We start from the raw sequence: 25,171 nt of genomic DNA on the forward strand, positions 1-25,171 counted from the left end.
CAAGGGCGGTTTTCACCGCCCTGGATTCTCAGATCTCTTCGGAGAAGAGGTCACCGCCGTGCATGTCGATCATCTCGAGCGCACGACCGCCACCACGGGCAACACAGGTCAGCGGATCTTCCGCCACCATCACCGGAATACCGGTTTCCTGCATCAGCAGACGGTCCAGATCCCGCAGCAATGCGCCACCACCGGTCAGCACCATGCCACGCTCGGAAATGTCGGCCGCCAGTTCCGGAGGAGACTGCTCCAGCGCCACCATCACAGCACTGACGATGCCGGACAGCGGCTCCTGCAGTGCTTCAAGGATTTCGTTGCTGTTGAGGGTAAAGCTGCGCGGTACCCCTTCTGCCAGGTTACGGCCGCGCACTTCGATTTCCAGTACTTCGTCGCCTGGGTAGGCAGTACCGATGGTGTGCTTGATACGTTCTGCGGTGGCTTCACCGATCAGACTGCCGTAGTTACGGCGCACATAATTGATAATGGCTTCATCAAACTTGTCACCACCGATACGGACAGAAGATGAATACACCACACCGTTCAGCGAGATGATGGCCACTTCAGTGGTACCACCACCGATATCCACCACCATGGAACCGGTCGCTTCAGAAACTGGCAAACCCGCACCGATAGCCGCCGCCATTGGCTCTTCAATCAGATAGACTTCACGGGCGCCGGCACCCATGGCAGATTCTTTGATTGCACGGCGCTCAACCTGAGTGGCCCCTACAGGCACACACACCAGCACGCGTGGGCTTGGACGGAAAAAGCTGTTGTTGTGCACTTGCTTGATGAAGTGCTGCAGCATTTTTTCAGTCACATAGAAATCGGCAATTACACCGTCTTTCATCGGACGGATGGCCTGAATGTTACCGGGTGTACGACCCAGCATCTGCTTGGCTTCGGTACCTACGGCAGCAACGGATTTCTGTCCATTGGCGGTACGCTCACCACGAATTGCCACCACGGAAGGTTCATTCAGGACAATGCCTTCTTCACGCACATAAATCAGGGTATTCGCGGTACCCAAATCGATCGACAGATCGTTGGAAAAAACGCCTCGCAGCTTCTTGAACATGTATCTAGCCTGTAATCGGTGGATTCTTGAGAATTCAAACCCGCTAACTTTATCAATGCGCCCCTGTTTCCACAATAGCGCAGAGGTTAACAATCCATAATGAGTTAAATTTTTTTGCGCTTGCACGCCGTAATTCCGGCAAGCTCGAATTTTTCGACACTTTTCACTGTTCAGGGCGGCTGGACAGGGCGTCAAAACCCGGCACAAATGCCAATGGAATGACACAAAAAACCATGGTCACTCAAGTAACAAAGTCAGGCAGTTTGGCCATTATCCGGATCTTTGGCATGAATACCTCAAAAGCGTAAGAAATCCCATAGAAGCGATGCCCGACATACTCCTTTGCCACGGTATCGAAACTCACAGTACTTCGCGGTGGAATATCACCTTGTCGTGACCACGATGTCGGCCAAAAACGGCGCTGGCCCGCGGGTCCTGCAAGCGTGTCGGCGCATCCCCCTGCCAGTTCCAGTACCACTTGAGCCAGGGCGCAACCGCCACCGGCGCAGTAACTTTACCGCGATATGGCGTGCTGCTGCCGCTACTCAATGCCAGCCACTGCAACTCAAAGCGTCCGCGAATCAGCGCGCCACGGCCGTCACGGCTGATGGCTTGCCCGGGTATCAGCGCCGGTTGATACCGGTAGCCCAGGGTGTCGTCAGTATGCTGAAGCGCCAGCGCACTGTTTATCTGGCCGCCACTGCCTGGCTGCACCCGGGAGCACTGGTCATCGGTATTCACCCGCCAGCCATTGTGCCAGTATTCGGCGGCCAGAGGCATGCCAAGGGTCGCGGCTTCATGACCATAGGTATTGTGCAGTGTTACCCGGCCATGGCGCAGATCCAGGGTATTGAGCTGTTTGGCCGTCATGCCGCCAGCAGCGCCGGCCAGCTCGGGATTCATGTCGGCATCGCGGATACTTCCCAGTCCCCCATCACCATCCAGCACGGTCAGGCCAATGCCAAGTTGACTGAAAGGCCCATCAGCATGGGGAGGTAAGGTGCGGCTGAAACTGACCGCAGAGCCGCTCACCCCGGCCTTGCCGACCTGCCAGAGCAAACCGGGCAAGGCGCTGACTCTGGCACTGAGATCGACGCCGTTGTCAGCGTTCTCGGCAACCAGCATCCCCTGAGCCCGGGCCAGCCAGCCCTGATAGTTATAAGTCTGCTGTCCGGCCGTGTTCTGGGCAGTGAGTGTCATCGACAGTGGCATCGGCTGATCCATATAGCTGAATGCCGTACCGCCGCTGAAGGCACCACAGGTGGGCATCAGCTCCACTCCCGACACCTGATACCAGGCAGGCACAAAACGTCCCAGCGGCAATGACTTGGCCGCCTGGACAAGCAATCCTGAGTCCAGATAGGTGACGCCATCCGGCAGCCCAGCACTGAGGTGATACACCCCAACTTCGGTTTGACTGATCTGCAGCTCTGTTGCACTGCCGCTGCCATGGTCATAGGAGCCGGGACTGACCACGCCGTCCAGCCAGCTGGCGTTACGTTCCGATTCAGGAATATAGGCCCGGGCAAACTCGCTGTGCAGCTCAATACCGTCATAGGCAAACGAGGGCGTGACTGCCGCCTGGCAAAGGGGCGCATTAACGCCTCCCCAGGCATGCGCCGACACCGCCAGCGGAAACTCGCTGCCCGCTGTGATGTAGGCAGGATCTGCCAGCGCCCGGTATTCAGCCTCTGCCGGGGCACTGACACAAAGCGCGTAGGGCACAAATTTGAGGTTGCCATTGACGCTGCTCATCACCAGCCCTTCATCCTCGCCGGTTCCGGCATAGCTGGCATTGAGCGACAAATGGCCGGCATCGGCAAACTGCAAATCCAGAGTGGCAATACCCTCGGCATCAAAACTGAGGTGGTGAACGCTGCCGGCCGGTGCAACTATCTGGCGACCCGCAGTCAGCTCAGCTCTGGACACGACAGGCGTCAAATCTTCACGACTGAGCGTCAATGGCTTGGTTTGCCCGCCGAAGGTTGGCTGGCACTCAAGGGCGCTGTCACTGCGACGTACCGCCTGAATACGGGTCGTCAATGTCTGACCGGCATAAGCTGATTGATCATCAATCAAAAAACCGGCTTCGGCAAAACTCAGGGTACAGGCCGACGTTGATGCCGCACCGCCATTGGCCCGGCACAGGGTTCGTGCCAGCACCGGGCTGGTCGCTGTCGTCGCGTCGATGGTCAGAGGTGTGGACGGGAGATGGCTGAGCAGTACCTGTGCTTCACCATTGAGCTCAAGATTGGCGGGAGTCCACTTTGCCTGCGGCGAACTGGCACTGAGCGCCACCCGCACCGGTGCCGGGTAGAGACTGCTGCAATCGGCGTTGTCACAGGCTTTTACCGTGACCGTCAGCGGCGCACAGGCCAGCGGGCTGCCGCTGTATGACAGTTCAAAATGATGCACCGGTGCCAAAGGAGCATCGGTCCACTCAAACGCCACATACCCAAACCCTTCACCAACATGCTGCCGATCGACGTCGTTATAGAGATCTTCGTCATTCACCATCGACAGGCTGTCGCGGCTCAGGCGACAACGACGCAGCCAGCCGCCATCACCACCGTGACGACTCTGTTTACCGGCAATCACTACCGGACTTGACTGAAATGTCTGCTGAAAATCATTGAGAAAACGGCATTGTTCCGTCAGCGAAGTGATCTGGTTACTGGGGGTTGTCCGTCCCCGGCCAAATTCGTAACGGAGTGACTTGCCGTTCAGCATCAGCGTCCCCTTACCCGCAGCAAGCGCCATATAGGCTACCGGTACGTTGTTGAGGCTGGCAGCCCCACCTGGCCTGCACACCAGCGTATTGGAGCTGGTGACGTCACGCACCTCGGAAGTATCCAGCGCCACATCCAGCCCGGTTGGCGACACCTGCGCCAGCGAGGTCAGCCAGCAGTTCTGGGTATCATCCTGACGCTGGGTGAGAAATACATTGTATCGCCCCGATGACGTTACCGGCATCCAGGCATCGCCTCCCAGTCCCAGAGCCCGCTGCGCCGACAGCACCCCGGCTTTGAACTGTGGCCCCTGCGGCAGGTTATATTCGCCGCGGGAGACCGCCAGCCAGTCTACCTGGGTCATGGGCCTGACAGTGCCATTTCCGTGACGTCTGGGCGCAGCATATTGCTCGTAGGAAAAACCGAATCTGTCGATGTGAGTCAGTTTGAGGGTTGCAGGCAGATCGCGTTCTGGCTCGGTCTCGCTGATGGTTGGCATCAAAAACACCAACGGCTTAATGCCCTCAGGGAAAGGGATATCGAACACCACATTGCCACTGCCGGTCTGTGTCAGGCTGCGCCCATATTCAACATGAACCGGAGGCTGTACGTCACCGTTTTCACACATACCGCCAAAATCGGCGTCTTTGATGGCCTCGTCTTCAAAATCAAAATTCTTTTCGCCGAAATCCAGACTACCACCTGCGGCCAATCCCCCTTCCAGATCAACGTTACCGCTGATCTCCGCATCTCCCCTGACGTACAGGATCCCGTCAATCTCCGGAGTGCCGGTGATCGTCAGATTGCGCTCAACATAGATAATCAGGTGAGATTCGTCATGGCTGGCATTCAGAGTTGAATTGGCCAGCTCCAGTCGCTTGAAATAGAAGCGGGTTGTTTTCTGTGGTGTGGTTACTGACACCCAGTGCTTGAATACCCCCTCCTCATAAGCATAATCCCCGGCATTAAAGCGGGCCGCGAACCACTGACGCTTGCTGGCCGAGGGCCTGTCGGTGGTACAAACATTCCCCCCCAGATGTTTGTCATCAACACATTCAAGATAACTGCCGGATTGAGGTGGCCAGACATGGGCCGGCGGCTTGAGGGCATCGCCGTGGTTACCCGTCGGCGGATTGGTAAAAATATCGCTGCACTGCACCACTGCCATTGCGGTAACAGGGAGCAGCCCCAAGAGCACTGTTATTATTGTTATGCAAAACCGGGGAGACACCATCACCTCTCTGGCAACAGAAAGGTGACTGACAACCAGCGGCCAGACCTTCCATAAACTGCTTCAAATCAATTGGATAAACTTCGCGAGCAATTGTCTCTGCCCACTGTGGATTGTCCAGCAATTTATGGTGCACAAGATCAAAAACAGATTAAAAAGTCGCCCCAGAGGCCCCGCCCCGACATCCCGCTGTAACGAGGTTGTCGGAGCGTCTGCGGACGCTAGTTGATCTCGTGCCAGTAGATCACTTTGTCATCGCCACGGTAACGACCGAAAAACGCACTGGCTCTGGGATCGCTGTTCTCCTGCGTCACGCCATTGCGCCACTGCCAGTAGTACTTGAGCCAGTGGGGAACCGCCAGCGGCGCACTGATCTCGCCCTGATAGTAACGGCTATCGGCATTGCCTCCCGGGTTAAAACGGTTATGCCAGACAAGCGAGAAGCGGCCATCGCGGAAATGACTCTGACCGGCAGGCAAACCACGACTGATATGCTGCCCTTTCTGCAGCGGCGGACGATACTCAGTCGCCTTTTGAGGCAACCCCGGACTTTGCAGGCTGGTGCACTGATCCAGCGGGTTGGGCAACCAATGCTGCCCGTTCCAGTATTCGGCCGTAACCGGCATGGATAAATTGGCATTTTGCGGGCCGTAGACGTTATCCATCCGCACCCGGCCAAAGCGCATTTTCTGACTGCCAAGACTTACCGCATCACATCCCAGACTGCGACAGTCACCCTGCACCGAGCTATTCATATCAGCCCCGGTCATTACGGCCAGACCACCATCGTTATCCTGTATGCGAACCCCCACCGCCAGCTCATCGAAAGGCCCGTCCACTGCCGGGGCCTGTGGCCGGTAAAATTCCGCGGATGAGGATGCCGGCAGCACCGCCTGTCCCTGTTGCCAGGTCAGCGCAGGCAAACCTGTCAGTCTGGCGTCCAGCGGCTTGCCGTCGTCGGCATTCTCCGCCACCAGACCCGCCGTCGCCCGGGCGAAAGCACCGGTGTAATTGAATGTCTGCTGATAGCCCATATTCAGGGCAGTGGCTTTAAAGCCAACGCCAAAAGGTTGCTCCATATAACTGAAGCCGGTATTGCAGCCCGGGCTCAGAATGCCTTCGGAAAGCCGGAATCCTGCGGGAATAAAGCGTCCCAGTGGCGGCGTTGCCCCCGTACCTATCGGTAACCCGGCATCCAGATAATAGACAGGACGGCCATCCGAAGTCGTCGGATTGCCCGCGGTAAAACGAAATACCCCCACTTCATCAATCGCCTGCTCAACCTGAGTCGCCATTCCCATGCTCATATCCCTGGCAGTCACATTCAGGTTTCCGGAATGGCCCCCCGCTGGTGCCACCAGCTCACTGCCAAGGGCAATGTCAGCCATTTCAAAGGCCGGGGTCAGTGGATTGTCACAGTAATTATCATCCCGGTCGCTTTGCCAGCCATGAGCAGAAAGACTTAGCGGAAACCCTTCCCCGGCACGCATAAACGCTCCACATTTAGCGGGATCGCCCACACGGCATACCGCCCCGGCCGGTGGTGTGAGGCACAAACCGGCCGGTACACTGCGTACGCTGCCATTGGTACTGCTCATCACCAGACCACTGTCCTGTCCGCTGCCCCGATAGGTGGCATTAAGACTGAGCCAACCGGCATCCGGGTAGGTCAAATCGAGATGTGCCACGCCATAACGATCAAAGCTGACATAGGCCGACACTGGCGCTGAGGACCCTTTGGGCAAACGTGCCAGAGTACTTCCCTGCTGCCGAACAGTGAACGCATCATCACTGCTCAGCAGCGGTGGATGTCTGGGCTGATGATAGTCGGCAGACAGGGTCAGTAATTTGGTTTGATTACCAAAAGCCGGCTGACACTGAAGACTGTTGTCGGATTTTTTTACCGCCTGCAGACGCATGGACACCGGCCTGCCGGCATAGGTCACCACATCATCGAGCAGAAAACCGGCCTCAGCGAAACTGAGCTGACAACTGGACTGACCGTTGCCACCGAAACACAGCGTCTGACTGTAAGGCATGGTGGAAGGATTGGAGTCACTGACGCCCAGGGTGACCCGATCCCGCGGATCGGCACTGGTCTGCCTCAGATACAAACGCACCTGACCGCCGACGAACCGCACCGTGTTGGTGCCCAGCGGCTGCTGATTGGCTCCCAGCCAGGTGACCGAGCCGCCATTGCGGGGAGTTAAATCGGCGCTGACCTCTGGCATGAACAGCTCGCTGCAGCTGGCGTTGAGACAGGCTTTCAACGTCACCGTCAGTGGCGCACAGGCCAGCGGTGATCCGGCATATTCAAACTCAAAATGGTGGATCTCCTCCTGCACCTGCGACGATTGAATCGCACATACCTGGAAGTTATCGATCGCATGTTCGTTATAGGCCTGCCCGGTAGAGCCGGTCAGGGAGATATAAAACTCCTCGGGCCTTTGTCGCTGACCGGCAACCCGGTTGCTGATGTCAAAATTACTCAGAATACGCTGCTGTCGGCCGCCGCTGGCCAGCGCCCGATCAACGGACACAAAACTGGCATCCGCCTGACGGGTATCAAGTAAAAAGGTGTAATGATCGCCAGGACCTGGATAGCTGCTGTCGGCCAGCTCCAGCGGCGGCGACAGTTGCGCCGTGCTGCTGTCATTACCCGGTGCACCGCCCAGATAGGCATAGCCGGTGTTGTATGCGCCCCGCAGCGCTACTGAGTTGGGCCGGGTTCCCGGCCCTCCCACCTTGCCGCCTTCTGCGCTGGAAAAATTACCCCAGGAATCGAGGGCAATCCCCAGCCAGCCGCCATGGAAACCAGGATACTGGCGACCGTCGCGGTTTCGCTGGGCGTAGCCCAGTGCTCCGCCGAAGCCACCGGGAGAAGGTGACTGACGGGCATCGGAAAATACCACGGCCATACCATCACCACCGCGTCCGCCCCCACGGTGCCAGGCGTAATAGTCGAAGGACACCCGAATGGCGTTGGCATTAGCTGGGAACAGGTAACGATACGTCAGTGATGCCGCCTGATCAGCCCGGTTCTGGGTAATCACCAGCCGGCCGTTGCGGATTTGTGGCATGGCTGAGCCCGGCAGATTGGCAGATACCCAGGATTCCCCCAAATCATCCCGGGAAAAGTTATCTATCGGCAGACACTCCATCCTGGCCTCGGACGGCTTTTCCAGCGCCACAAAGCTGAATGTCTCGGCGCGGTGCTCACGGTTCAGATAGGCGCTTTCATCGACCACCATACTGACCTGCTGATCATTGAGCTGACAACGCCGCAGCCAGCCACCATCGTTGTCATGGCGGCTGCCCAGCCCCCCGACCAGCACCGGCGCTTTATCAAACCAGTCGCGGGCCAAATCTGTGATATGACCGCACTGCTGCGCCAGTGATTGACGACGATTACCGGTTGCTGTCTGGCCGGAACCGGCCTGAAAACGAATCTCTCCCTGAGGGGTGAGGAAAGTGCCCTTGCCCGGCGCCATCGCCAGATAAGCAACCTGTTCGTCGCGCAGGTGATTGAGATTCACCCCGCCCGGATAACAGATATTGCCCCGGTTCGCCCCGGACGTTTCCATGGTCAGCCAAAGCTCATTGGAATAGGCTGAGGGACGGGCCCCAATGCTGGTCAGCCAGCAGGGGTTATTGCTGGTTTGCAGCTGGGTCAGCACCGAGGTCAGCCCGGGATCGAGCCAGACACTTTCGTAACTGCCACGGCTGCCGGCGCGATTGGCCTCATCCAGCTCTTCGGTGCCGGCCACCAGCAATTGTTTACCGGTTGGAGTCTCTATCCAGTGACGCCCGGGTAATACCGCGATCCAGTCTACCGGGGTCACCAGCGGACTGCCGCCACCACCCGGCGCTGTTTGTGCCTGATAACTGAAGCCATAGCGATCGACACTGGTCAGGAAGGCCGCCGCCGGTGCACTGCGATTGGTATTGTTTTGCGGCACGGTCGGCATCAGAAATACCAGCGGCCGGGTGCCCGCCGGGAAAGGCGTTTCAAATGTCACGGCGGACGCTGTGGCATGACCAAACTGCAGCGGCAGGGCATTCCCCACCGCAGACGGGCACAGCGGACCAAAATCAGCCTGCTCTACCGCCCCCAAATCCACATCGACTCTATCAACCCACCAGGGAGCCATGGCGCCACCGGTTGCCAGACCACCGGTAATTTCCGACGTCACATCAATATCTGCCGCGCCGGCCACATACACTATGCCATGGATCTTGCTGCCACGGCGCATGGTCAGGTTACCGGCCACATAGATCACCAGATTGGCCGCATCGCCATAGCCGTAATCCACATTGAACCAGGTCGCATCCAGATACAGATTGTCGAAATACAGGCGCACAGTCGGTCCCTTGGGTTCGACTGCAGAAATGCCACTGAAATGGCCGCTGCCGAAACGGTAATCGCCGGGAGACAGCTCGTCAGGAAAGGTATCCGGGCAGGATGTCAGGGTACTGCAACTGATATTGCCCAGATTACGCAGCCCACCGGGCAGCTTTAATGCGCCCTGATGTAACCCGGTGACGGGATCGGTAAAGATCTGTTTGCAGGCGGGCAAAGGCGCAGCCACCGCCGGCACCAGTGTTGCCAGCAGGCTGCACAGCCCAAAGAATCGAATGAAGAATACCGCAGGAAATGGCCACAAACTGCCCATAGGGTCACGCCTTTATGCAGGAATGCTACTGAATATCAGGATGATTATCCAAAACTGCAGATGAGTGTATCACAATGTTACACAAGCTACTCCTGCAGCGGTTCATTTGGCAACTATTGCTCCCGCCAGTGCAGGCGTTTGTCATGCCCTCTGTAGGTCCCGAAATAAGCGCTGGCCCGGGGATGATCATTGACCTGCGGGCCACTGCCATCCCAGTTCCAATAATATCTGAGCCACTCGGGTGTTGTCAGCGGAGCCTGCACTGCGCCGCGATAAGGCACACTGCCACCGGATTGCCACAGCAGATTGAATCGCCCCTGGGCCAGTGTGCCACTGCCCTGCCGGCTGACCGCCTGTCCGGTCTGCAGATCCGGCGTGTAACTGTGCCCGGTGACATCGTCCACCGCTGACAGCAGTGCCGGATTGAAACTGCCACTGCCCGCCCCTGCGGCGGTGCAGGAGTCCAGCTGATTCACCGCCCAGCCACTTCCCAGCCAATACTCAGCCCTCAGCGGCATACGCAAAGTATCGGACTCAGGGCCATAAACATTGTCCATCGCCAGCCGGCCAAACAGCAGTTGCTGTGAGCCCAGCTGCACGGCAGTGCAGCTGCTGCCAAGGCAACCGCCGGCACTGCCGGCATCCATATCCGCATTGGCCATAACCGCCAGACCATCAGCGTCATCAATGATGACACCGATATCTGTGGCGAAATAAGGCCCGTCTACCAGAGGTGGCGACAACCGCTGCAGACTGACCTGATGATTCACCACTGTCGCAGCCCCCAAGACCCAGTTCAGCGAAGGTACGCCACTGAGACGGGTTCCCAGATCGAGGCCGTTGTCATTATTTTCAGCCGTGAAGCGGACGCTGGTGTTGGCAAAGTTGGTCGCCGCCGAAGTGCCGCTGACGAAGTTTCGGGTAGGCTGCTGCTGCAGATTTCTGGCGGTAGCGACAAAACCGGTGGCAAAGGGTTGCCCCAGATAACTGAAGGCGGAGGTGCCACTGCCACAGGCCGCCGCCAGACTTTGCGAGGACAGCAGAAAATCTGCCGCCACAAAACGCCCGACCGGCGCACTCTGCGCGGCAGCGATATCGGCCACCGCAGCTGTGCTGCCCAAGTAATCTGCAGGAGGCGTAGCAATAAATCTGAAGACCCCGACTTCGCTGACCGATTGCTGCAGCTGACTGATGCCACTCGCCGAAACCGTATGGGAATAACCTGTCAGACCGGTGAGCCCGTTGACACCGCCCAGTGGCGCAACCAGCTGCGCGCTGAGCTGAATATCATTCTGGGCATAGTTGGGTGTGACCGGGTTATTGCACAGCTCGCCATCATCGTTGGCTACCCAGGAGCGCCCGGACACACTGAGGGTAAAGTTTTCCCCGGCGCGCCTGAATGCAGGACAGCTGCCATCGGCGGCGCTGCAGCTGGACTCAGGTGACACACACAGGCCTGCGGGCGCGCTCACGAAACTGTCTGACCCCGTCAGTACCAGTCCTTCATCCTCTTCACCAACCGAACCTGCATATCTGGCATTAAGGATAAGCCGTCCGGCATCGGCATAATCCAGAGTCAGCTCAGCCTGTCCCCGAGCATCAAAACTGACGGTCAGTGGTGTCGCTGCTGCGGCTAAGCGTCCTATCACGCTGCCCTGCAGCGTGACTCCGGGCGGCGCGCCTGCCGGAACGGGAGAGGCCGGCGAATCGTACTGACTCCAGAAGGTCAGCGGCTTGGACGTGCTGACAAATGCCGGCGCACACGCCAGCGACTGATCCGATGTCCGCACCGCACTCACGGTTGCGGTCACGGCTTTTCCGGCCAGTTTGTCCGGCACCTCAATAAGCAGTCCACTGTCAGCAAAGCTGAAGCTGCACTGCAAAGCCGATGGCGCAGCGCCATTGCGGCTGCACAGGGTGGCGTGGGCAGCCAAAGGCGTTGAGCTGCTGACCCCAATGGTCAGCGGAGAGGCACTCAGTCCCTGCAGGCTGACTTCAGCCGTGCCGTTGTTAAGGGTTACGGCACTGCTTTGCCAGCGGGCCGCACCGGGATCATCCACCGACAGCAGCGCACTGACCGGCTCTGTCACCAGCTGTGAGCAGGACTCGTCGGCGCAGGCTTTAAGGGTGATAATTTCCGGCGCACAGGTCAGCGGCGACGCTGAATAGTGAAACTCAAAATGATCCAGATCGACACCGAAATCATTCATCCGAATTGCACAGACCTGCAGATTGTCCAGCTCATGATTGTTGGTCGAGCCACCGGTTGAACCGGTGAGCGACAACAGAAAGTCTGCCGGAGGCAGCCCCTGTCCAGTGCGGCTCTGGGCATTAAATTCTGGCACAAGATTAACAAAACCACTGCCGTTGTGGGTATCGCGCTCAACCGATACCCGGGTGTTACCGGCAATACGGGAATCCAGCGTTACCCGGTACCTGTGGGCAGGGCCGGGCGTGGAGGTGGAACGAACATCCAGATGGGGAGATAAATTGGCGCTGGTCCCGGCCAGATAATTGTAGGACGACGCCTGAGAGCCGCGGATTGTCACGGCCTGAGGCCGGAACCCCGGCCCACCAACCCGGCCTTCGGTGGGATTGGCGAAATTGCCCCACTCATCCAGCCCGATCCCCAGCCAGCCTCCGGCAAAGCCGGCATCGCCATTATCCCGCTGGGCATACCCCAGAGAACCACCGAAACTGCCGGGGCTGGGTGCCACCAGCGCATCGGAAAAAATCACCGCCACGCCATCGGCACCATTACCTGAATAGCGCGACCAGGCGTAGTAATCAAACTCCACCACCACCAGGTTATCCGCTGCCGGAAACTGCTTTTGCAGTGTCAGGGCGTTGGCCTGATTGTTGATATCTTCAGTCACCCGCAACCGGCCTGCGACCAGATTGGGTGGAGCTCCCCCGGGAGTAACGATCACATCCCAGCTGTCGTCTATAACGCCATCGCTGAAAGTATCTGAAAAACAGGTCAGTACAGAGGGATCTTCGCTGTCGCCAAACGCCATCACACTGTAATTTTCCTGGGGATGATTGCGTTCTGAATCCCAATACTGATCTTCATCCACCACCATGGAAATGCTGGATGCCGTGAGATTACAGCGCCTGAGCCAGCCTCCATCCGTACCATTGCGGCTGGTTTTCTTGCCCACGGCCACCGGCGCTGCGGAGAAACCGTTGAGGGACGACAGCGTACTGCATTGTGATGATGACTGGGTACCACTGCCGGTATTGAAGTTGGCAAAGTGGTATTGAGTGTCCCTGCCGGACAGGCTGGCGCTGCCACTGCCGCTGGAGCTTGCCAGATACGCTATGGTTTCATTGGCAAAATTGCCGGGATATACATAACCCGGCAGGCAGTAACCATTGCCATTCCACACATCCGACAGATCCAGCGACAACCGCAAACTGCCGCTGCCCAGCAACCCGGTGGAGGTTAACCAGCAGCGATCGTTATTACCGCTCTGCAGCTGATGTAACGCCAGGTTCATGCCGGCATTCAACGACACGGTTTCGTAACTGGCCTGATATTCAGACACTGATTTATTGGTCGATACACTGCCCGCCTGCAATACCCTGCCGTCGGACAACGTATGAGTTCCCGGCGTCGCCGCAATCCAGGACACATCGCCCATGCTTGCACCGACACTGTAGGAGCCGGGTGGCTGCAATTGACTGAAACTGAATCCGCTGGCGCTGACACTGGTCAGAAACAGTGATGCCGGTCCATCATTGGCCGGAGCCGTCGGGGTTATGGTGGGCATCAGAAACACCAGCGGGGTCACGCCATTGGAAAATGGACGCTCAAAGGTCACGCTGCGACCGGCAGTCGTCCCGAATTGCAGCTCAGGCGTCGTTGTTGTTGCGCCGCAGATGCCGGACAGATCAGCCTTATCAATCGTATCCTGTGAATAAACCAGATTAGCCTGCCCCGAATATTTCAGGCCACCACCAGCGGCCACTACCCCATCCAGGCTGGCCTGTCCGCTGTAATGAACATTCCCGGCCACATAGATAATGCCATTAATCTGATTCTGTCCTGATACACTCAAATCACCACTGACGTAAATAAACAGATTTTCCGCTGCCCCCCCAACATTCAGGCGGGCATTGGTCAAATTGAGAGAGTTGAAAAACAGTCGGGCAGTAGTGCCGGAAGCGGTCAGCGAGGAGCCGTTGGAAAAATAACCCTGGTTATAGTCATGGTCGCCAACCGTAAATTGGCAGGTGGATTTTCTGGGACAGGTGAAGTTGACCAATGGCGGGTCCATCACTCCCGGCGGCGGCACAATAGTTTCAGTGGCCGCCTCCCCAAGAGATGGATCCTTAAACACATCATGACATTGCGGCAATGCAGAGACACACGGCACACACAACAAACTCCCGATTAATATCCCTATCGCCCTAAGGCTGATCCACACGTGCCTGCACCTCCACCATACGATTGACCCTCAAACAATTGCTGTCACCGTCAGTGCCGCCACTGCATTGTCCGGCCTGACACACGGCATTGCTGGACAGGGTAAACTGGTGCAGCGTCTCGCCGTTGAAATTGACAGTGACCTTGCTGCATCCCAGCGTGACCTGACAGCCACTGAAGCCAGGCAAATCCGGAGGCGTCCAACGGCCGGAAACCGCAGCGCAATCAGTGGCACTGGTTCCTCCCGGCGGAAACAGTTGTGCCAGCGCGGCATCGGCACCACTGTTGGCTGCCAGCAGCGCCCGGGTGCCCCACACCTCGAGATTCACATTGTCATCGGCATCACCCAGCACCCGGATAAGGGCGGCAGTCAGCACAAACATCACTGTGATGATAAAGATACCTATGACCAGCGCACTGCCGGTTTGCCGGGTTCGTTGCATTCTGCGCTCAGGGAACATTGACCACCTGCACCTGTTGTTGATATCTGAAAGTCTGCCCCGCTGCCTCAAACTCGGGTGTCAGCATCACTATAGCGTTATTGACCAGGGTAGCGGGCTCCAGCCTTATCGGTGCATCTGATACCAAATCATTGGTGATGCCCTGTGCCATCAGCACCCCGCTGCCCATGGAAGATGGCGGCAGCTGACCGGGATGATTGATGCCATAACCGGAATAGTAGAACAGATTGACGCTGCTGCCCGCCAGCACAAAACAGTAACTGATGGGCTCTGAGACCAAAAACAGCCGTTGTCTGGGAGAGCCTTCACTGAACTGCACGTTACGCCTGAAAGTATAGGTAGTGATATTGCCCACCGGAGCGGACACGGCACTCAGGCCAAACAACTTGCCGGTTGACGCATCCGGGTTGGTATAGACATCGGCAGGTACCAGCGGATAAATCAATGCCATCATGCTGTTGTTAACCGCCATAGGCGCCACAATCGCCTCACCGGTGTTGGCTGGCACATCCGGATACACTGGCATGGACAGATAGTTGCTGGCCGCCTGGATGGGAACAAACTCAAGGCACTGCCAGCTGCCGCCTGTGTCATCTTTTTTCACCCGCAGGCTATTGGGGGCGGCGTTGCGAATATCACGGGTCATACGCTCCAGCGCAAACCGGCTCTGGCTGAGCACCTGATCCACTGAAGTCGAATCCAGAAAGATGCGGGTTCCGAAGATAATAAAGCTGGTTACCCCGACGGCCAGTATCCCCAGAATGATGATCACTGTGACCATTTCGACCAGGGTGAAACCGCTTTGTCTGAGCCGCTGCCGCAGTTTGCGCGTCATCAATAGTTGCTCCTGACACCGTTGAAACTGATCGCCTCCCCGGCGGGAGTGGTGACTGTTACACTGATAAGCCGGGTCACATCGCCACTGGTCACGGTGACCTGCAGGCCGTAACCCGGATAGATATCGGCATAGGTCTGGGTCGAATCCAGCATCAACGAGTGCTGGTTCATACCGTTGTAATCATCAATATCATCCCAGTCGTTACGATTTTCACCCGCCTCGGGGCCAGGCGTCGTGGTACAGGCAGGTAACCTGCCGGTGCCACAGGGCGTACCGCCGTTGGCATCGGTATTGTCGTCATAACGCTTGCCCCAGATTTCATTCATCACAGAATGCCCAAGCTCGGCGCTGCGCACCCGGTACAGGGTATCGGCAGCGCGATCGGCCTGGGGAAACAACATGGTGGCCAGCATCATCAGCGCCACGGCCAGCACCATCATGCCGATCACCAGCTCAATCAGGGTAAAGCCTCCACTCCGGGAGCCACAAATTCTAACTGCCCGCATGGATATACCCCTGAGACTCAATGGCGACTTTGGTGTCATCATCGGCAGTGATCTGGATGCAGTTACCGGCACACAGATTACCGGCGCCCCAAAAAGCCTGGCCCTGACGATTAAAATCCAGAAAGAAGGGCGAATTGCCGCCGGGCAGCAAACTCAGGGCTGCTCCGGTGGGTAACGCCTGCAATTCATCGCGGCGCTCCACCGTGCCGCTGCAAAGATTACCGCTGCGACCGGCATAGTGAATGAGTTGATAACCGGCGGAAGTGGCATTGAAGCGATAGCAGCGGTCGGCATTATTCATGGCCATTAATTGCGCCCGGCGCAGCTCGCCAATGACTTCATCCCGCACTGTGTAACCACTGACACTGCTGGAGGATATCAAACGCGGCAATACAGTGACCGATAGAATGGCGATCAACAATATCGTGACAACCAGTTCAATCAGTGTGAAACCTGACCGATATTTGCCCAGTGGGGACACCGCCGCCCTCCTTATCGTTCCATTTCCATGATTGCTTTCACAAGCAACTGACAGATATGTAAAAACATCTCAGTAGAGTATGACAAACTCAAGCGTCACAGACAAAAAAGGCCTGCTGGGCAGGCCTTTTGTTCAATACTCTGATTAGCAACCAGAGTCTTGGATCGTGATGACTGGAGCAGCACCTGCTGCAGTAGCAGGAGTGTAAGTCAGCTGACAAGTATTGCTGCTATTAGGAGCTCCAACCTGATAAATAGTTGAAGCAGCATCAGGAGTTGCGCCTGCATTAATAATCCAATCTGCAGTAGCGGCAGCATTACCGGTTGGAGGAACCTGCATAGAGACGTCGGTACCGCCAGTCAATGACGCCAATGATGAATTCATATAGCCATAACGTGTTGCGATATCGTCTGTTGCATCACTGGGGGTGCCTTTAATGTCTACAGTACCAGTTGCCTCATTCTGCTTACCCTGCAGCGCAGCCTTGGAGTACACCAGACTGTTGGCGCCCTGAATCGCACCTTTCAGACCATCCAGTGCCGAAGCACGGGCATCAGACTGCAGGTTGATAAACTTGGGTGCAGCGGTTACGGCCAGAATCCCCAGAATGATGATCACAACAACCAGTTCGATCAACGTAAAACCTTGTTGTCTTTCCATATTAAAACCTTCTCTTTATTTAACAGCCACCGCTGTGACTCATTGCCAAATACTAAAAAACTGACTGCAGGCACTGTTAGTTGGTAAAACTCAGCACCTGACCTGTACCCGGGTTATACACCACACCTTTGCCAAGTGTGAGATCCAGGGTGCCCTGAGGGATACCTGTAGCAGGATCCAGCTTCAAAGACGCCACCTGGTGGTATACACACAGATCCAGATTATTGACTGTTTCGCCATCAATGGTGATACCGCTGCCACCGGCACCGTCAATCACTTTGACAACGTATCTTTGATCCCTAGCATCTTGATTGTATAGCACATTCCTTGGCGCATTTTGCAAAACATTATTAAATACCTGCTGACATGAGGTATTGGTCATCTGGGTCGCGTTGGTCACCTGAGTGCCACCGGTTACAGCGCCTGTGGGAAAACCAAATCGACCGTCCAGAGTGACCCGGCTGCCATCCAGTACCACGTTGTCATTGTTGCGACCTTCGACTTCCCATTGCGCTCGCACAAAGCCAACTGCAGTGGCAAGACCACCGGCTACCCCGTCGACGCTGGCGTTCTCTGCATCGTCTGTGACATTCAGAAATCTGGGGATGGCTGTTGCAGCCAACAACCCGAGAATCACGATCACGATAACCAATTCGATCAGAGAGAAACCCTGTTGTTGTCTCTTCATCCTTCCCCCAATAGCGATAATCCCGCACATTTTACCAATAAATCTCACATTAAAAAGCAAATTGTGACCATTATCGGTCACTCGTCAAAAAATTGACCTCTCCGCTGTCCAGTCGATAGCTTAATCGACTGCCATCACCAGCGATAAACCAGCAGGCGAAAGATTCACCATCAAACTGCACCTGCAGCTCCTGACCATCAGGCAGCACCCCCAGCAATTGATACCAGAGTCGCGCACAACCGGCAGCGGAACGCTCATGGGGCAGCGGCCATCCGCCAGACGCCATCAATACTTCAGAAGACTGGGTATTCTCCAGTGTCAGCGCCGCACTCGCCTGCGCCGAAGGTATATCCACCTGTTTGACCCAGGAGAGCAACATTCTGGGCGGTTGTCCCTCGCCAAGCCATTTTGATCTGGTCATCGCCAGCACATTGAGCAGCCTGGTCTGTTCCACTTGCAGCCCCTGAGCCACAATCCCGGGCACGGCCTCAAAATAGCGATATCCCAGCACAGCCAATACCAATAACAGCAAAATCACAGCCACCAGCTGCCGATATACTGTTTGCAGTCGGCCGCCGGAGTTTTCCGAGGAATCCATGGCTCACCCACCGCCCTTGACGACATTGAGCATATCCCACATCGGCAGGTAAATACCCAGCGCCAGCACCAGCACAATACCGGCCACAATGCCGATAAGAATGGGCTCAAGCTTGGCCGTCAGGTTTTTCAAATCGTAATCCACTTCACCTTCATAGAAGTCGGCGGCATCATTCAACAACTGATCTATCTGCCCGGTTTCTTCACCAACGGCCACCATCTGCAGCACCAGCGGGGTAAATAACTTGCTCTGATTGGACACCCGCAGCATAGAGTCACCGGATTCAATACCCTTACGCATATTGACGATACGGTCGTGCATATAGGCGTTGTCCACCGCATCGGCCACCAGACTGAGCGCCTGGGTCATGGGCACACCGGCGCTGATCATCATGGCAAAACTGCGGCAATAACGGGCGAGGGTTGAGCGCTCGATGATCGAGCCTACCGCGGGCATATGCAGCTTCCAGCGATCCCACTTCTTTTCACCTTCCGGCGAGTGCATCCAGTAGCGAATGCCAAATACCGTGCCAACAGCCACAATCAGCATCAGCGGCCAATAGTTAACAAATACTTCCGAAGTTCCTATCAGGATCCGGGTCGGCAATGGCAACTCAGCACCAAAACGGGCGAACATGGTGGCGAATTTGGGGATCACGAAAATATTCAAAATCACCATGGCAATGGTGATGGCAAACAGCACAAATATCGGATATCGCATCGCGGCTTTAATCCGCTTGCGGGTTTCTTGCTCCCGCTCGATATAACCGGACAGCTGCTTGAACGCTTCTTCCAGCTTACCTGTGTTTTCCCCCACATGAACCATGGAGATAAACAGTGTGTCAAAAACGTCTCGGTGCTGGTTCATGGACGCTGACAGCGGCCGACCAGAGGTCAGCTGCTCGGTAATATCATGCAGCGCGTCTTTCATCCGTTGTGAATGAGCCGTTTCAGCAAGACCCGCAATCGCCCGCAGCATAGGAATACCGGAGCGGGTCAGTGAATACATCTGGCGGGTAAAGATTTGCAGTTCATCCAGACTCACCCGACGCGCGCCGATCAAGGCTTTCAGATCGATTCCCTGACCTCCTTTGATCTCCCTCAACTCCAGCGGAATAATGGCGCGCTGCAGCAGCACATCAGCGGCAGCCGCTTCATTGGCCGCTTCCAGCTGGCCCTTGATGGTCGCTCCCTGTCTGTCCCTGCCGCGATAACTGAACCTGGCCATAATCAGCTTTCAACCTCAGTCTCTTCCAGCACTTCTGTACCTGAGTCTTCCACCAGCTTGGCGACCTCACTGACAGTGGTCATTCCCTGTCGGAGATATTGCAATGCCGACTCTGACAGCGGGGTAAAGTTGGAGCTGTCCTTGGCTGCCCGGGCAAAATCCTGCGGATTGCCCGTACGCATGGCATCTACCATGGCTTCATCCAGCTCCAGAATCTCAAAAATACCGATCCGTCCACGATAACCACTGCCATTGCAGCTCTGACAACCCACGCCCTGACGGAGCGGTGCCGATGAAAAATCTTCGTTGGTGATGCTCGACAGCCAGGCTTTGTCCTGGGGCGTCAACTCATAGGGCACCGCACAATTCTGGCATACCCGGCGCACCAGTCGCTGGGCAATGATCACCCGCAAGGCGCTGGCCACCAGGTAGGGCGCTGCGCCCATATCCAGCAACCGCAAGGCACTGGTAACCGCATCATTGGTGTGCAGTGTCGACAACACGAAGTGACCGGTCAGTGCGCCCCGCAGACCAATTTCCACGGTTTCCTGATCCCGCATCTCACCCACCATGATGATGTCAGGGTCCTGACGCAGCGTGGTTCTGAGGACGTTGGAGAAGTCCAGGCCAATCTTGTGGTTAACCTGCACCTGGTTGATCCTGGGCAACTGATATTCCACCGGATCTTCAACCGTGATGATTTTGCGATCCGGGGTATTGAGTTCACTCAAAATGCCGTAAAGGGTTGTGGTTTTACCGCTACCGGTTGGCCCGGTCACCAGCAACATCCCGTGGGGACGACGGATCTGCCTGCGCACCCGGCGCAGAATATCCTGGGGCATCCCGGTTTCATTCAGAGTCAGCAACCCCGCCGACTGATCCAGCATACGCATTACTACGGATTCACCGTGATAAATCGGCATGGTGGAAATACGCACATCGATGGAGTGGCCCTTGATATCCACGTGAAAACGCCCATCCTGAGGCAGACGCTTTTCAGAAATATCCAGTCCAGCCATCAACTTAAGGCGCAATACCAGTGCGGCTGCAATATTGGATTCATTCAGCACGTTTTCGTGCAGCTCACCGTCGATACGTTGCCGGATACGCAGCACTCGCTCACCGGGTTCGATGTGAATATCCGAGGCCCGCATCTGTACGGCATCCTCAAAAATCGAATTCAGCAGTTTAACGACTGTGGTTTCGTTATCACTGTCGGTCTGGGTCAGCGAGCCAAGATCAAACATATCATCGGCGGCGTATTCCTGTTCCAGCTTACCAGCCATCGCAGCGATATCACCGGTACGGCGATACAGAGTGTCGAAGGCATTCATCAGCTGGGCTTCGGTCGCCACCGCCAGCGACAATGTTTTGGGTGCCAGCAGCACTTCCAGATTGTCGATGGCCTGCAGATCGGCCGGATCGCTCATGGCAACCAGCACGCTGTCACCCCGGTCTTCCACCACCAGCGCCCGGTATCGACGGGCCTGCACTTCCGGCAGCAGATTCACCACTGAGCTGGGAATGGTACGACGGCTGACATCCAAAAAGGGAATGCTCAACTGTTGCGACAGGAATTTCAGCAGCTGCTCTTCCGTCAGACAACCAAGGGTCACCAAGGCCCGTCCGAGCTTCTGTCCGGATTTCTTCTGTTCAGCCAGCGCCTGCAGCAATTGATCCTCTGTGATGATCTGCTCCTGAACCAGCAGATCCCCCAGACGCATTTTCAATTTAGGCTTCATTGCACTGCTCCCAACTGCACTAATCTTTGCTGTATAAATGCCACCGCACTGTCAGACAAACCGGCGCTGGCCAGCGCCTGCTGATACTCCTGCGCCGCTTCCTGATAGTTCCCCTGCGAGTCAATGGCATAGGCTCTGGCCATCAACCAGCGACCACTGCCGGGCTGCAGTTTAAGCAACTGGCTGTAGGCCTGCTGCGCCAGATCATAGCGGTTCAGCGCCTGAGCCAGATCCCCGAGCAGCGCCCATTTCTCAATGGCTTCAACACCTGAGGCCTGCATCACGGCAGCATTGTCATAAGCAGCCTGTAACTGACCGGCGGCCTGATAAACCCGCGCCAACAACAGTCGGTAATGCTGATAATCGGGATACACATCAATCCCCTGCAACAGAGTTTGTGCAGCATTTTCCATCAGCCCCTGTCCATAATAGACTGCGGCCAGATGTTCCCGCGCAGTGTGCAGCGCCGGGTTAAACTCCAGCGCTTTTAAATACTCCCGTGCAGCCTGGTCGAAGTTGCCACTCTGCTCGGCCTTGTCCCCCAATTCAAAACGCTTTTGCGCGAGCTCAGTGCCTGACATAGCCACTGGCGTCACTGCCATGCTGCCAGCTCTGGGAGTGTCGGCTTTTTTGCTGTCGCGCACATCAGTGCGGGAAGCTGAAGTCACCGCAGGTTGCCTGCCTGCCCCGCCGGTATTGGCATGTACCTGAGGGGGGTGAGCGTCACGGGCAACGCCAGAAGCTGCAACGGAGGAAGATGAAACCGGTGGCTCGGCCTGCAGCGACTCTGTCACAGTGGGATGTCCCTCTGATGCGCCCGGCACCGGCTTGATGTCATCGACCTGACGTGCAACCTGTTGCTGTACATCGGTTTGTTCAATCGGTAATGGTGAATCAGGCTGGGCCTCAGACTGACGCTGCAATTGTGGCTGAGGGGCTGACTGCGCCGGCAGATCCTGTGAAACCGGAGCTTCTGCTCCGACAGCTGTCTGCAGCGGCTCAGCTTGCGACTTGTCCGCCTGCGGCAAACTGCGGGCCATTTCCTGCCACAGATACAGGCCGGTCCCGATTGCCACAAGTATCAGCACCAGCAGCAATACCCATAACAGGCGCCGTTGAGGTGGTTTGGGCAAACTGGCCGGACTCAGGTTATCCAGATTGGTGACCTGATGTTGTTGCTGTCTGGATTCCAGATCTTTCAGCATCTGGTTGATTACACTCATATGCCTGTCACGCTCCACACAATGGCAATGGTCAGCACACCCAACAGGGCCGCAAAGCCTGCCAGTACGGCCGGATGAATATGCAAACTGGCATCTTCAGTATCGTTAATCGCCCCTTTGACATGACGCACCCGCACCCTGTCATCGCCTTCGCCGTAACTCAGCATCAGGGCTTTGTGACTGAGGATATTGATCAATCTCGGGATCCCTCTGGAGGCGCGGGCGATCAGCTGACTCTCGCGTCCGGAAAACAGCGGTCGCCCCTGATAACCCGCCACATTCAGCCGATGATTGATATACCCTTTGGCTTCCTGCGCCGTCAGCGGGCGCAGCTTGTAGCTGAAGGTGATCCGTTGCCTGAGCTGGCGGAACTTATCCTGCGCCAGCCGCTCATCCAGCTCGGGTTGGCCAAACAGCACGACCTGTAACAGTTTGCGGCTCTCGGTTTCCAGATTGGTGAACAGCCGCAGCGCTTCCAGACTGTCATCCGGCAAGGCCTGCGCTTCATCCAGCACCAATACCGTGGTCAGTCCGGCGGCGGCATTTTCCACCAGCTTGTGCTGAATAAGCTGGGTCAGCTGCTGCTGATCCACCTCTTTGCTGTATTCAACTCCCAGCTCCATGGCCACGGCCCATCTCAGCTCAGCCGGAGTCAGGTACGGATTAGGCACATAAGCGCAACGGAACCGCTCGGGCAACTCATTAATCAGCTTTCTGCAAATCAGGGTTTTACCTGTGCCCACTTCACCGGTCACCTTGATAAACCCCTCACCGGTTTGCAGTGCAGCCTGCAGAACCTGCAACGCCTCTATGTGAGGTGCCAGCCCAAAGAAAAAACCGGTATTGGGCGTCAATGAAAATGGGCTTTCAGTGAGTCGGAAGTGCTGCAAATACACGGCTTACTGCTCCTGAGTCTGCTGCTCTGGCGGTACCTGCTGCTCTGCCGCCGGATACCAGCGATCCAGCAGATCCCGGGTACGCTGCAGCTCTTTCTGCCAGGTATCCTTGCCCACCACTGTTGGCTTGAGCAAGATCACCAGTTCCGTTTTCTTCTTCTGCATCGCCTTGTTTTTGAAGGCTTCACCCAGCAAAGGAATATCACCCAGCAGCGGGATCTGCGACACGACTTCGGTGTTGTCAGACTTCATCAGACCACCTATCACCACCACATCACCTGAGCCCGCTTTAATCACGGTATCAGATTCACGGATTTCGCTTTCAGCCAGCGGCAACTCAAGAGTGCTGCCACTGATCTTGATCTGCTTTACCTGCTCGCTGACATTGATTACCGATGGATGGATATGCAGCAACACACTGCCCTGCTCATCAATTTGCGGTGTCACATCCAAAGCAATCCCGGAGAAGAATGGCGTCAACTCCACATCCGGAGTCGTGACCGGTGTCGCCGATGCCACAGTGGTCGATGACACATTGGTGACGAAGTACTCGTCTTTACCAACCTTAATCACCGCCTTCTGGTTGTTGGTTGCCGTCACCCTTGGACTGGACAGCACATCCACATCGCCCTGAGTATCAAGCAAGCTGATCATGGTGGTGAAATCCTTGCCGGATACCTTGAGCGAGGTAATGCCCCCCAGCGTATTGGTGATCATGTCTCCCAGCGTTGCCGGAGTATTGCCAAACTCAATATTGGTACTGCCGATGTGACCGATCACATCCTGCCATTGAATACCCTGCTGATAACCATCAGACAACGTGACTTCCAGCACTTTGGCTTCCAGAATGACCTGACGCTGCAGATGACTTTCTGCTTTCTGCAGGAAACTGCGAACTTCGCGGATCTCATTGGGATAAGCCCTGACAGTAACCAACCCCGCCTGAGGTGACAGCACCACCTGACGACCACCGCCCGTGCTGCCGATAATAGCAACCAGGGTCGACTGCAGCTCGCCCCAGAAATCAGTGTCTGTCTTGGAGCGAATGAAGGTGCCATTGGTGTCCTGACTGTTGGAACCATTGTCACTGCCACCGACATTGTTGCTCAGATTATTGCTGGAGGAGTTGGTGTTGCTGGAATTGCCATTATTGTTGTTATCGGAAATCCGACCGGCACTGACAGAAGTAATACTCAGCCCCTGACGCTGCATGTACAGATAGTTCAGCGGGAAAGTCTCGGTACGCATGCCCGCAGGATAAACCCGCAAAATATTGCCTTCGACTTTGACATCAAAGCCATACATATCTTCCACCACCTGCAGCGCTTCACTCAGTGTCACCTTCTTGAGCGACAGGGTAATATCACCGGTGACATCCGGGTGAACCACTACACTCAATGGTGAGCCCTGCACCAGACTGGCAAAAAACACCCGCGCATCAACATTGTTGGCAGACACATCAAATCGTCTTTCCGATGGCACTCTGGCCACCTGATTTTGCAGCAATCCTGAAGTTGCCAGCTCGCGCTTGACGGCATCAGGCATCACAGGAGGAGGAACCTGCGCCGTGCGCTGAGTTTGCTGAGCGGTCATCATCTCTTTGACCGCCTCTTTGGCCGCCACCGGCTGCGGACGATCAACTGTCTGACACCCCGCCAGCAACAGGGGGATGATTAAAAATGAATACTTACTTGAAATCATGCGGTTAACC

16 protein-coding genes are annotated in these 25,171 nt (G+C 56.3%); all 16 read right to left on the reverse strand.

What is annotated here, in order from left to right:
- Positions 1-28: 28 nt before the first annotated feature.
- The 16 genes from ACRRUX_RS12880 to mshL all read right to left on the reverse strand — a co-directional run bounded on the left by ACRRUX_RS12880 (position 29) and on the right by mshL (position 25,161).
- The gene (locus ACRRUX_RS12880) at positions 29-1,078 is read right to left on the reverse strand and encodes a rod shape-determining protein (protein WP_432530923.1); all 1,050 of its coding nucleotides are present in this window, start codon (positions 1,076-1,078) and stop codon (positions 29-31) included.
- A 360-nt stretch (positions 1,079-1,438) separates the two neighbouring features.
- A complete protein-coding gene (locus tag ACRRUX_RS12885; protein WP_432530925.1) occupies positions 1,439-4,975 on the reverse strand; it encodes a DUF6701 domain-containing protein in 3,537 nt (1,178 codons plus the stop codon).
- Positions 4,976-5,259: 284 nt separating this feature from the next.
- Positions 5,260-9,711, reverse strand: coding sequence for a DUF6701 domain-containing protein (locus tag ACRRUX_RS12890; RefSeq protein ID WP_432530927.1), 4,452 nt, complete (start codon positions 9,709-9,711; stop codon positions 5,260-5,262).
- A 113-nt stretch (positions 9,712-9,824) separates the two neighbouring features.
- The gene (locus ACRRUX_RS12895) at positions 9,825-14,054 is read right to left on the reverse strand and encodes a DUF6701 domain-containing protein (protein ID WP_432530929.1); all 4,230 of its coding nucleotides are present in this window, start codon (positions 14,052-14,054) and stop codon (positions 9,825-9,827) included.
- 70 nt (positions 14,055-14,124) lie between these two features.
- Positions 14,125-14,583 (reverse strand): MSHA biogenesis protein MshP, encoded by a 459-nt coding sequence (locus tag ACRRUX_RS12900; protein ID WP_432530931.1) that lies wholly within the window; start codon positions 14,581-14,583, stop codon positions 14,125-14,127.
- Positions 14,584-14,590: 7 nt separating this feature from the next.
- Entirely contained in the window at positions 14,591-15,436 is an 846-nt protein-coding gene (locus ACRRUX_RS12905) for a PilW family protein (RefSeq protein WP_432530933.1), read from the reverse strand.
- Complete coding sequence (locus tag ACRRUX_RS12910; RefSeq protein ID WP_432530935.1) at positions 15,436-15,945, reverse strand: type IV pilus modification PilV family protein; 510 nt, start codon at positions 15,943-15,945, stop codon at positions 15,436-15,438. The genes ACRRUX_RS12905 and ACRRUX_RS12910 overlap by 1 nt, the downstream gene beginning before the upstream one ends.
- On the reverse strand, positions 15,932-16,426 hold the full coding sequence (locus tag ACRRUX_RS12915) for a pilus assembly FimT family protein (RefSeq protein WP_432530937.1): 495 nt from the start codon (positions 16,424-16,426) through the stop codon (positions 15,932-15,934). The genes ACRRUX_RS12910 and ACRRUX_RS12915 overlap by 14 nt, the downstream gene beginning before the upstream one ends.
- 144 nt (positions 16,427-16,570) lie before the next feature.
- Entirely contained in the window at positions 16,571-17,086 is a 516-nt protein-coding gene (locus ACRRUX_RS12920; RefSeq protein WP_432530939.1) for a type II secretion system protein, read from the reverse strand.
- A 76-nt stretch (positions 17,087-17,162) separates the two neighbouring features.
- Entirely contained in the window at positions 17,163-17,774 is a 612-nt protein-coding gene (locus ACRRUX_RS12925) for a pilin (protein ID WP_432530941.1), read from the reverse strand.
- A 70-nt stretch (positions 17,775-17,844) separates the two neighbouring features.
- Positions 17,845-18,372: a hypothetical protein gene (locus tag ACRRUX_RS12930; protein WP_432530943.1), complete on the reverse strand. Its 528-nt coding sequence runs from the start codon at positions 18,370-18,372 to the stop codon at positions 17,845-17,847.
- Positions 18,373-18,375: 3 nt separating this feature from the next.
- Positions 18,376-19,599, reverse strand: coding sequence for a type II secretion system F family protein (locus tag ACRRUX_RS12935; protein ID WP_432530945.1), 1,224 nt, complete (start codon positions 19,597-19,599; stop codon positions 18,376-18,378).
- A gap of 2 nt (positions 19,600-19,601) precedes the next feature.
- On the reverse strand, positions 19,602-21,341 hold the full coding sequence (locus tag ACRRUX_RS12940) for a GspE/PulE family protein (RefSeq protein ID WP_432530947.1): 1,740 nt from the start codon (positions 21,339-21,341) through the stop codon (positions 19,602-19,604).
- Positions 21,338-22,564, reverse strand: a complete 1,227-nt coding sequence (locus ACRRUX_RS12945) for a tetratricopeptide repeat protein (protein WP_432530949.1) — start codon at positions 22,562-22,564, stop codon at positions 21,338-21,340. The genes ACRRUX_RS12940 and ACRRUX_RS12945 overlap by 4 nt, the downstream gene beginning before the upstream one ends.
- Positions 22,561-23,460, reverse strand: a complete 900-nt coding sequence (locus tag ACRRUX_RS12950; protein ID WP_432530951.1) for an ExeA family protein — start codon at positions 23,458-23,460, stop codon at positions 22,561-22,563. Before ACRRUX_RS12950 ends, ACRRUX_RS12945 begins: the two co-directional genes overlap by 4 nt.
- A 3-nt stretch (positions 23,461-23,463) precedes the next feature.
- Positions 23,464-25,161: a pilus (MSHA type) biogenesis protein MshL gene (gene mshL / locus ACRRUX_RS12955; RefSeq protein WP_432530953.1), complete on the reverse strand. Its 1,698-nt coding sequence runs from the start codon at positions 25,159-25,161 to the stop codon at positions 23,464-23,466.
- Positions 25,162-25,171 lie beyond the last annotated feature (10 nt).

Source organism: Shewanella sp. GXUN23E, from assembly GCF_050865035.1.
GTDB lineage: Bacteria > Pseudomonadota > Gammaproteobacteria > Enterobacterales > Shewanellaceae > Shewanella.

Excerpts from the sequence above, each read along its gene's own strand:
- ACRRUX_RS12880 (WP_432530923.1), bottom strand. The coding sequence starts at position 1,078 with ATGTTCAAGAAGCTGCGAGGCGTTTTTTCCAACGATCTGTCGATCGAT.
- ACRRUX_RS12885 (WP_432530925.1), bottom strand. The coding sequence starts at position 4,975 with ATGGCAGTGGTGCAGTGCAGCGATATTTTTACCAATCCGCCGACGGGT.
- ACRRUX_RS12890 (WP_432530927.1), bottom strand. The coding sequence starts at position 9,711 with ATGGGCAGTTTGTGGCCATTTCCTGCGGTATTCTTCATTCGATTCTTT.
- ACRRUX_RS12900 (WP_432530931.1), bottom strand. The coding sequence starts at position 14,583 with ATGCAACGAACCCGGCAAACCGGCAGTGCGCTGGTCATAGGTATCTTT.
- ACRRUX_RS12905 (WP_432530933.1), bottom strand. The coding sequence starts at position 15,436 with ATGACGCGCAAACTGCGGCAGCGGCTCAGACAAAGCGGTTTCACCCTG.
- ACRRUX_RS12910 (WP_432530935.1), bottom strand. The coding sequence starts at position 15,945 with ATGCGGGCAGTTAGAATTTGTGGCTCCCGGAGTGGAGGCTTTACCCTG.
- ACRRUX_RS12920 (WP_432530939.1), bottom strand. The coding sequence starts at position 17,086 with ATGGAAAGACAACAAGGTTTTACGTTGATCGAACTGGTTGTTGTGATC.
- ACRRUX_RS12925 (WP_432530941.1), bottom strand. The coding sequence starts at position 17,774 with ATGAAGAGACAACAACAGGGTTTCTCTCTGATCGAATTGGTTATCGTG.
- ACRRUX_RS12930 (WP_432530943.1), bottom strand. The coding sequence starts at position 18,372 with ATGGATTCCTCGGAAAACTCCGGCGGCCGACTGCAAACAGTATATCGG.
- ACRRUX_RS12935 (WP_432530945.1), bottom strand. The coding sequence starts at position 19,599 with ATGGCCAGGTTCAGTTATCGCGGCAGGGACAGACAGGGAGCGACCATC.
- ACRRUX_RS12940 (WP_432530947.1), bottom strand. The coding sequence starts at position 21,341 with ATGAAGCCTAAATTGAAAATGCGTCTGGGGGATCTGCTGGTTCAGGAG.
- ACRRUX_RS12945 (WP_432530949.1), bottom strand. The coding sequence starts at position 22,564 with ATGAGTGTAATCAACCAGATGCTGAAAGATCTGGAATCCAGACAGCAA.
- mshL (WP_432530953.1), bottom strand. The coding sequence starts at position 25,161 with ATGATTTCAAGTAAGTATTCATTTTTAATCATCCCCCTGTTGCTGGCG.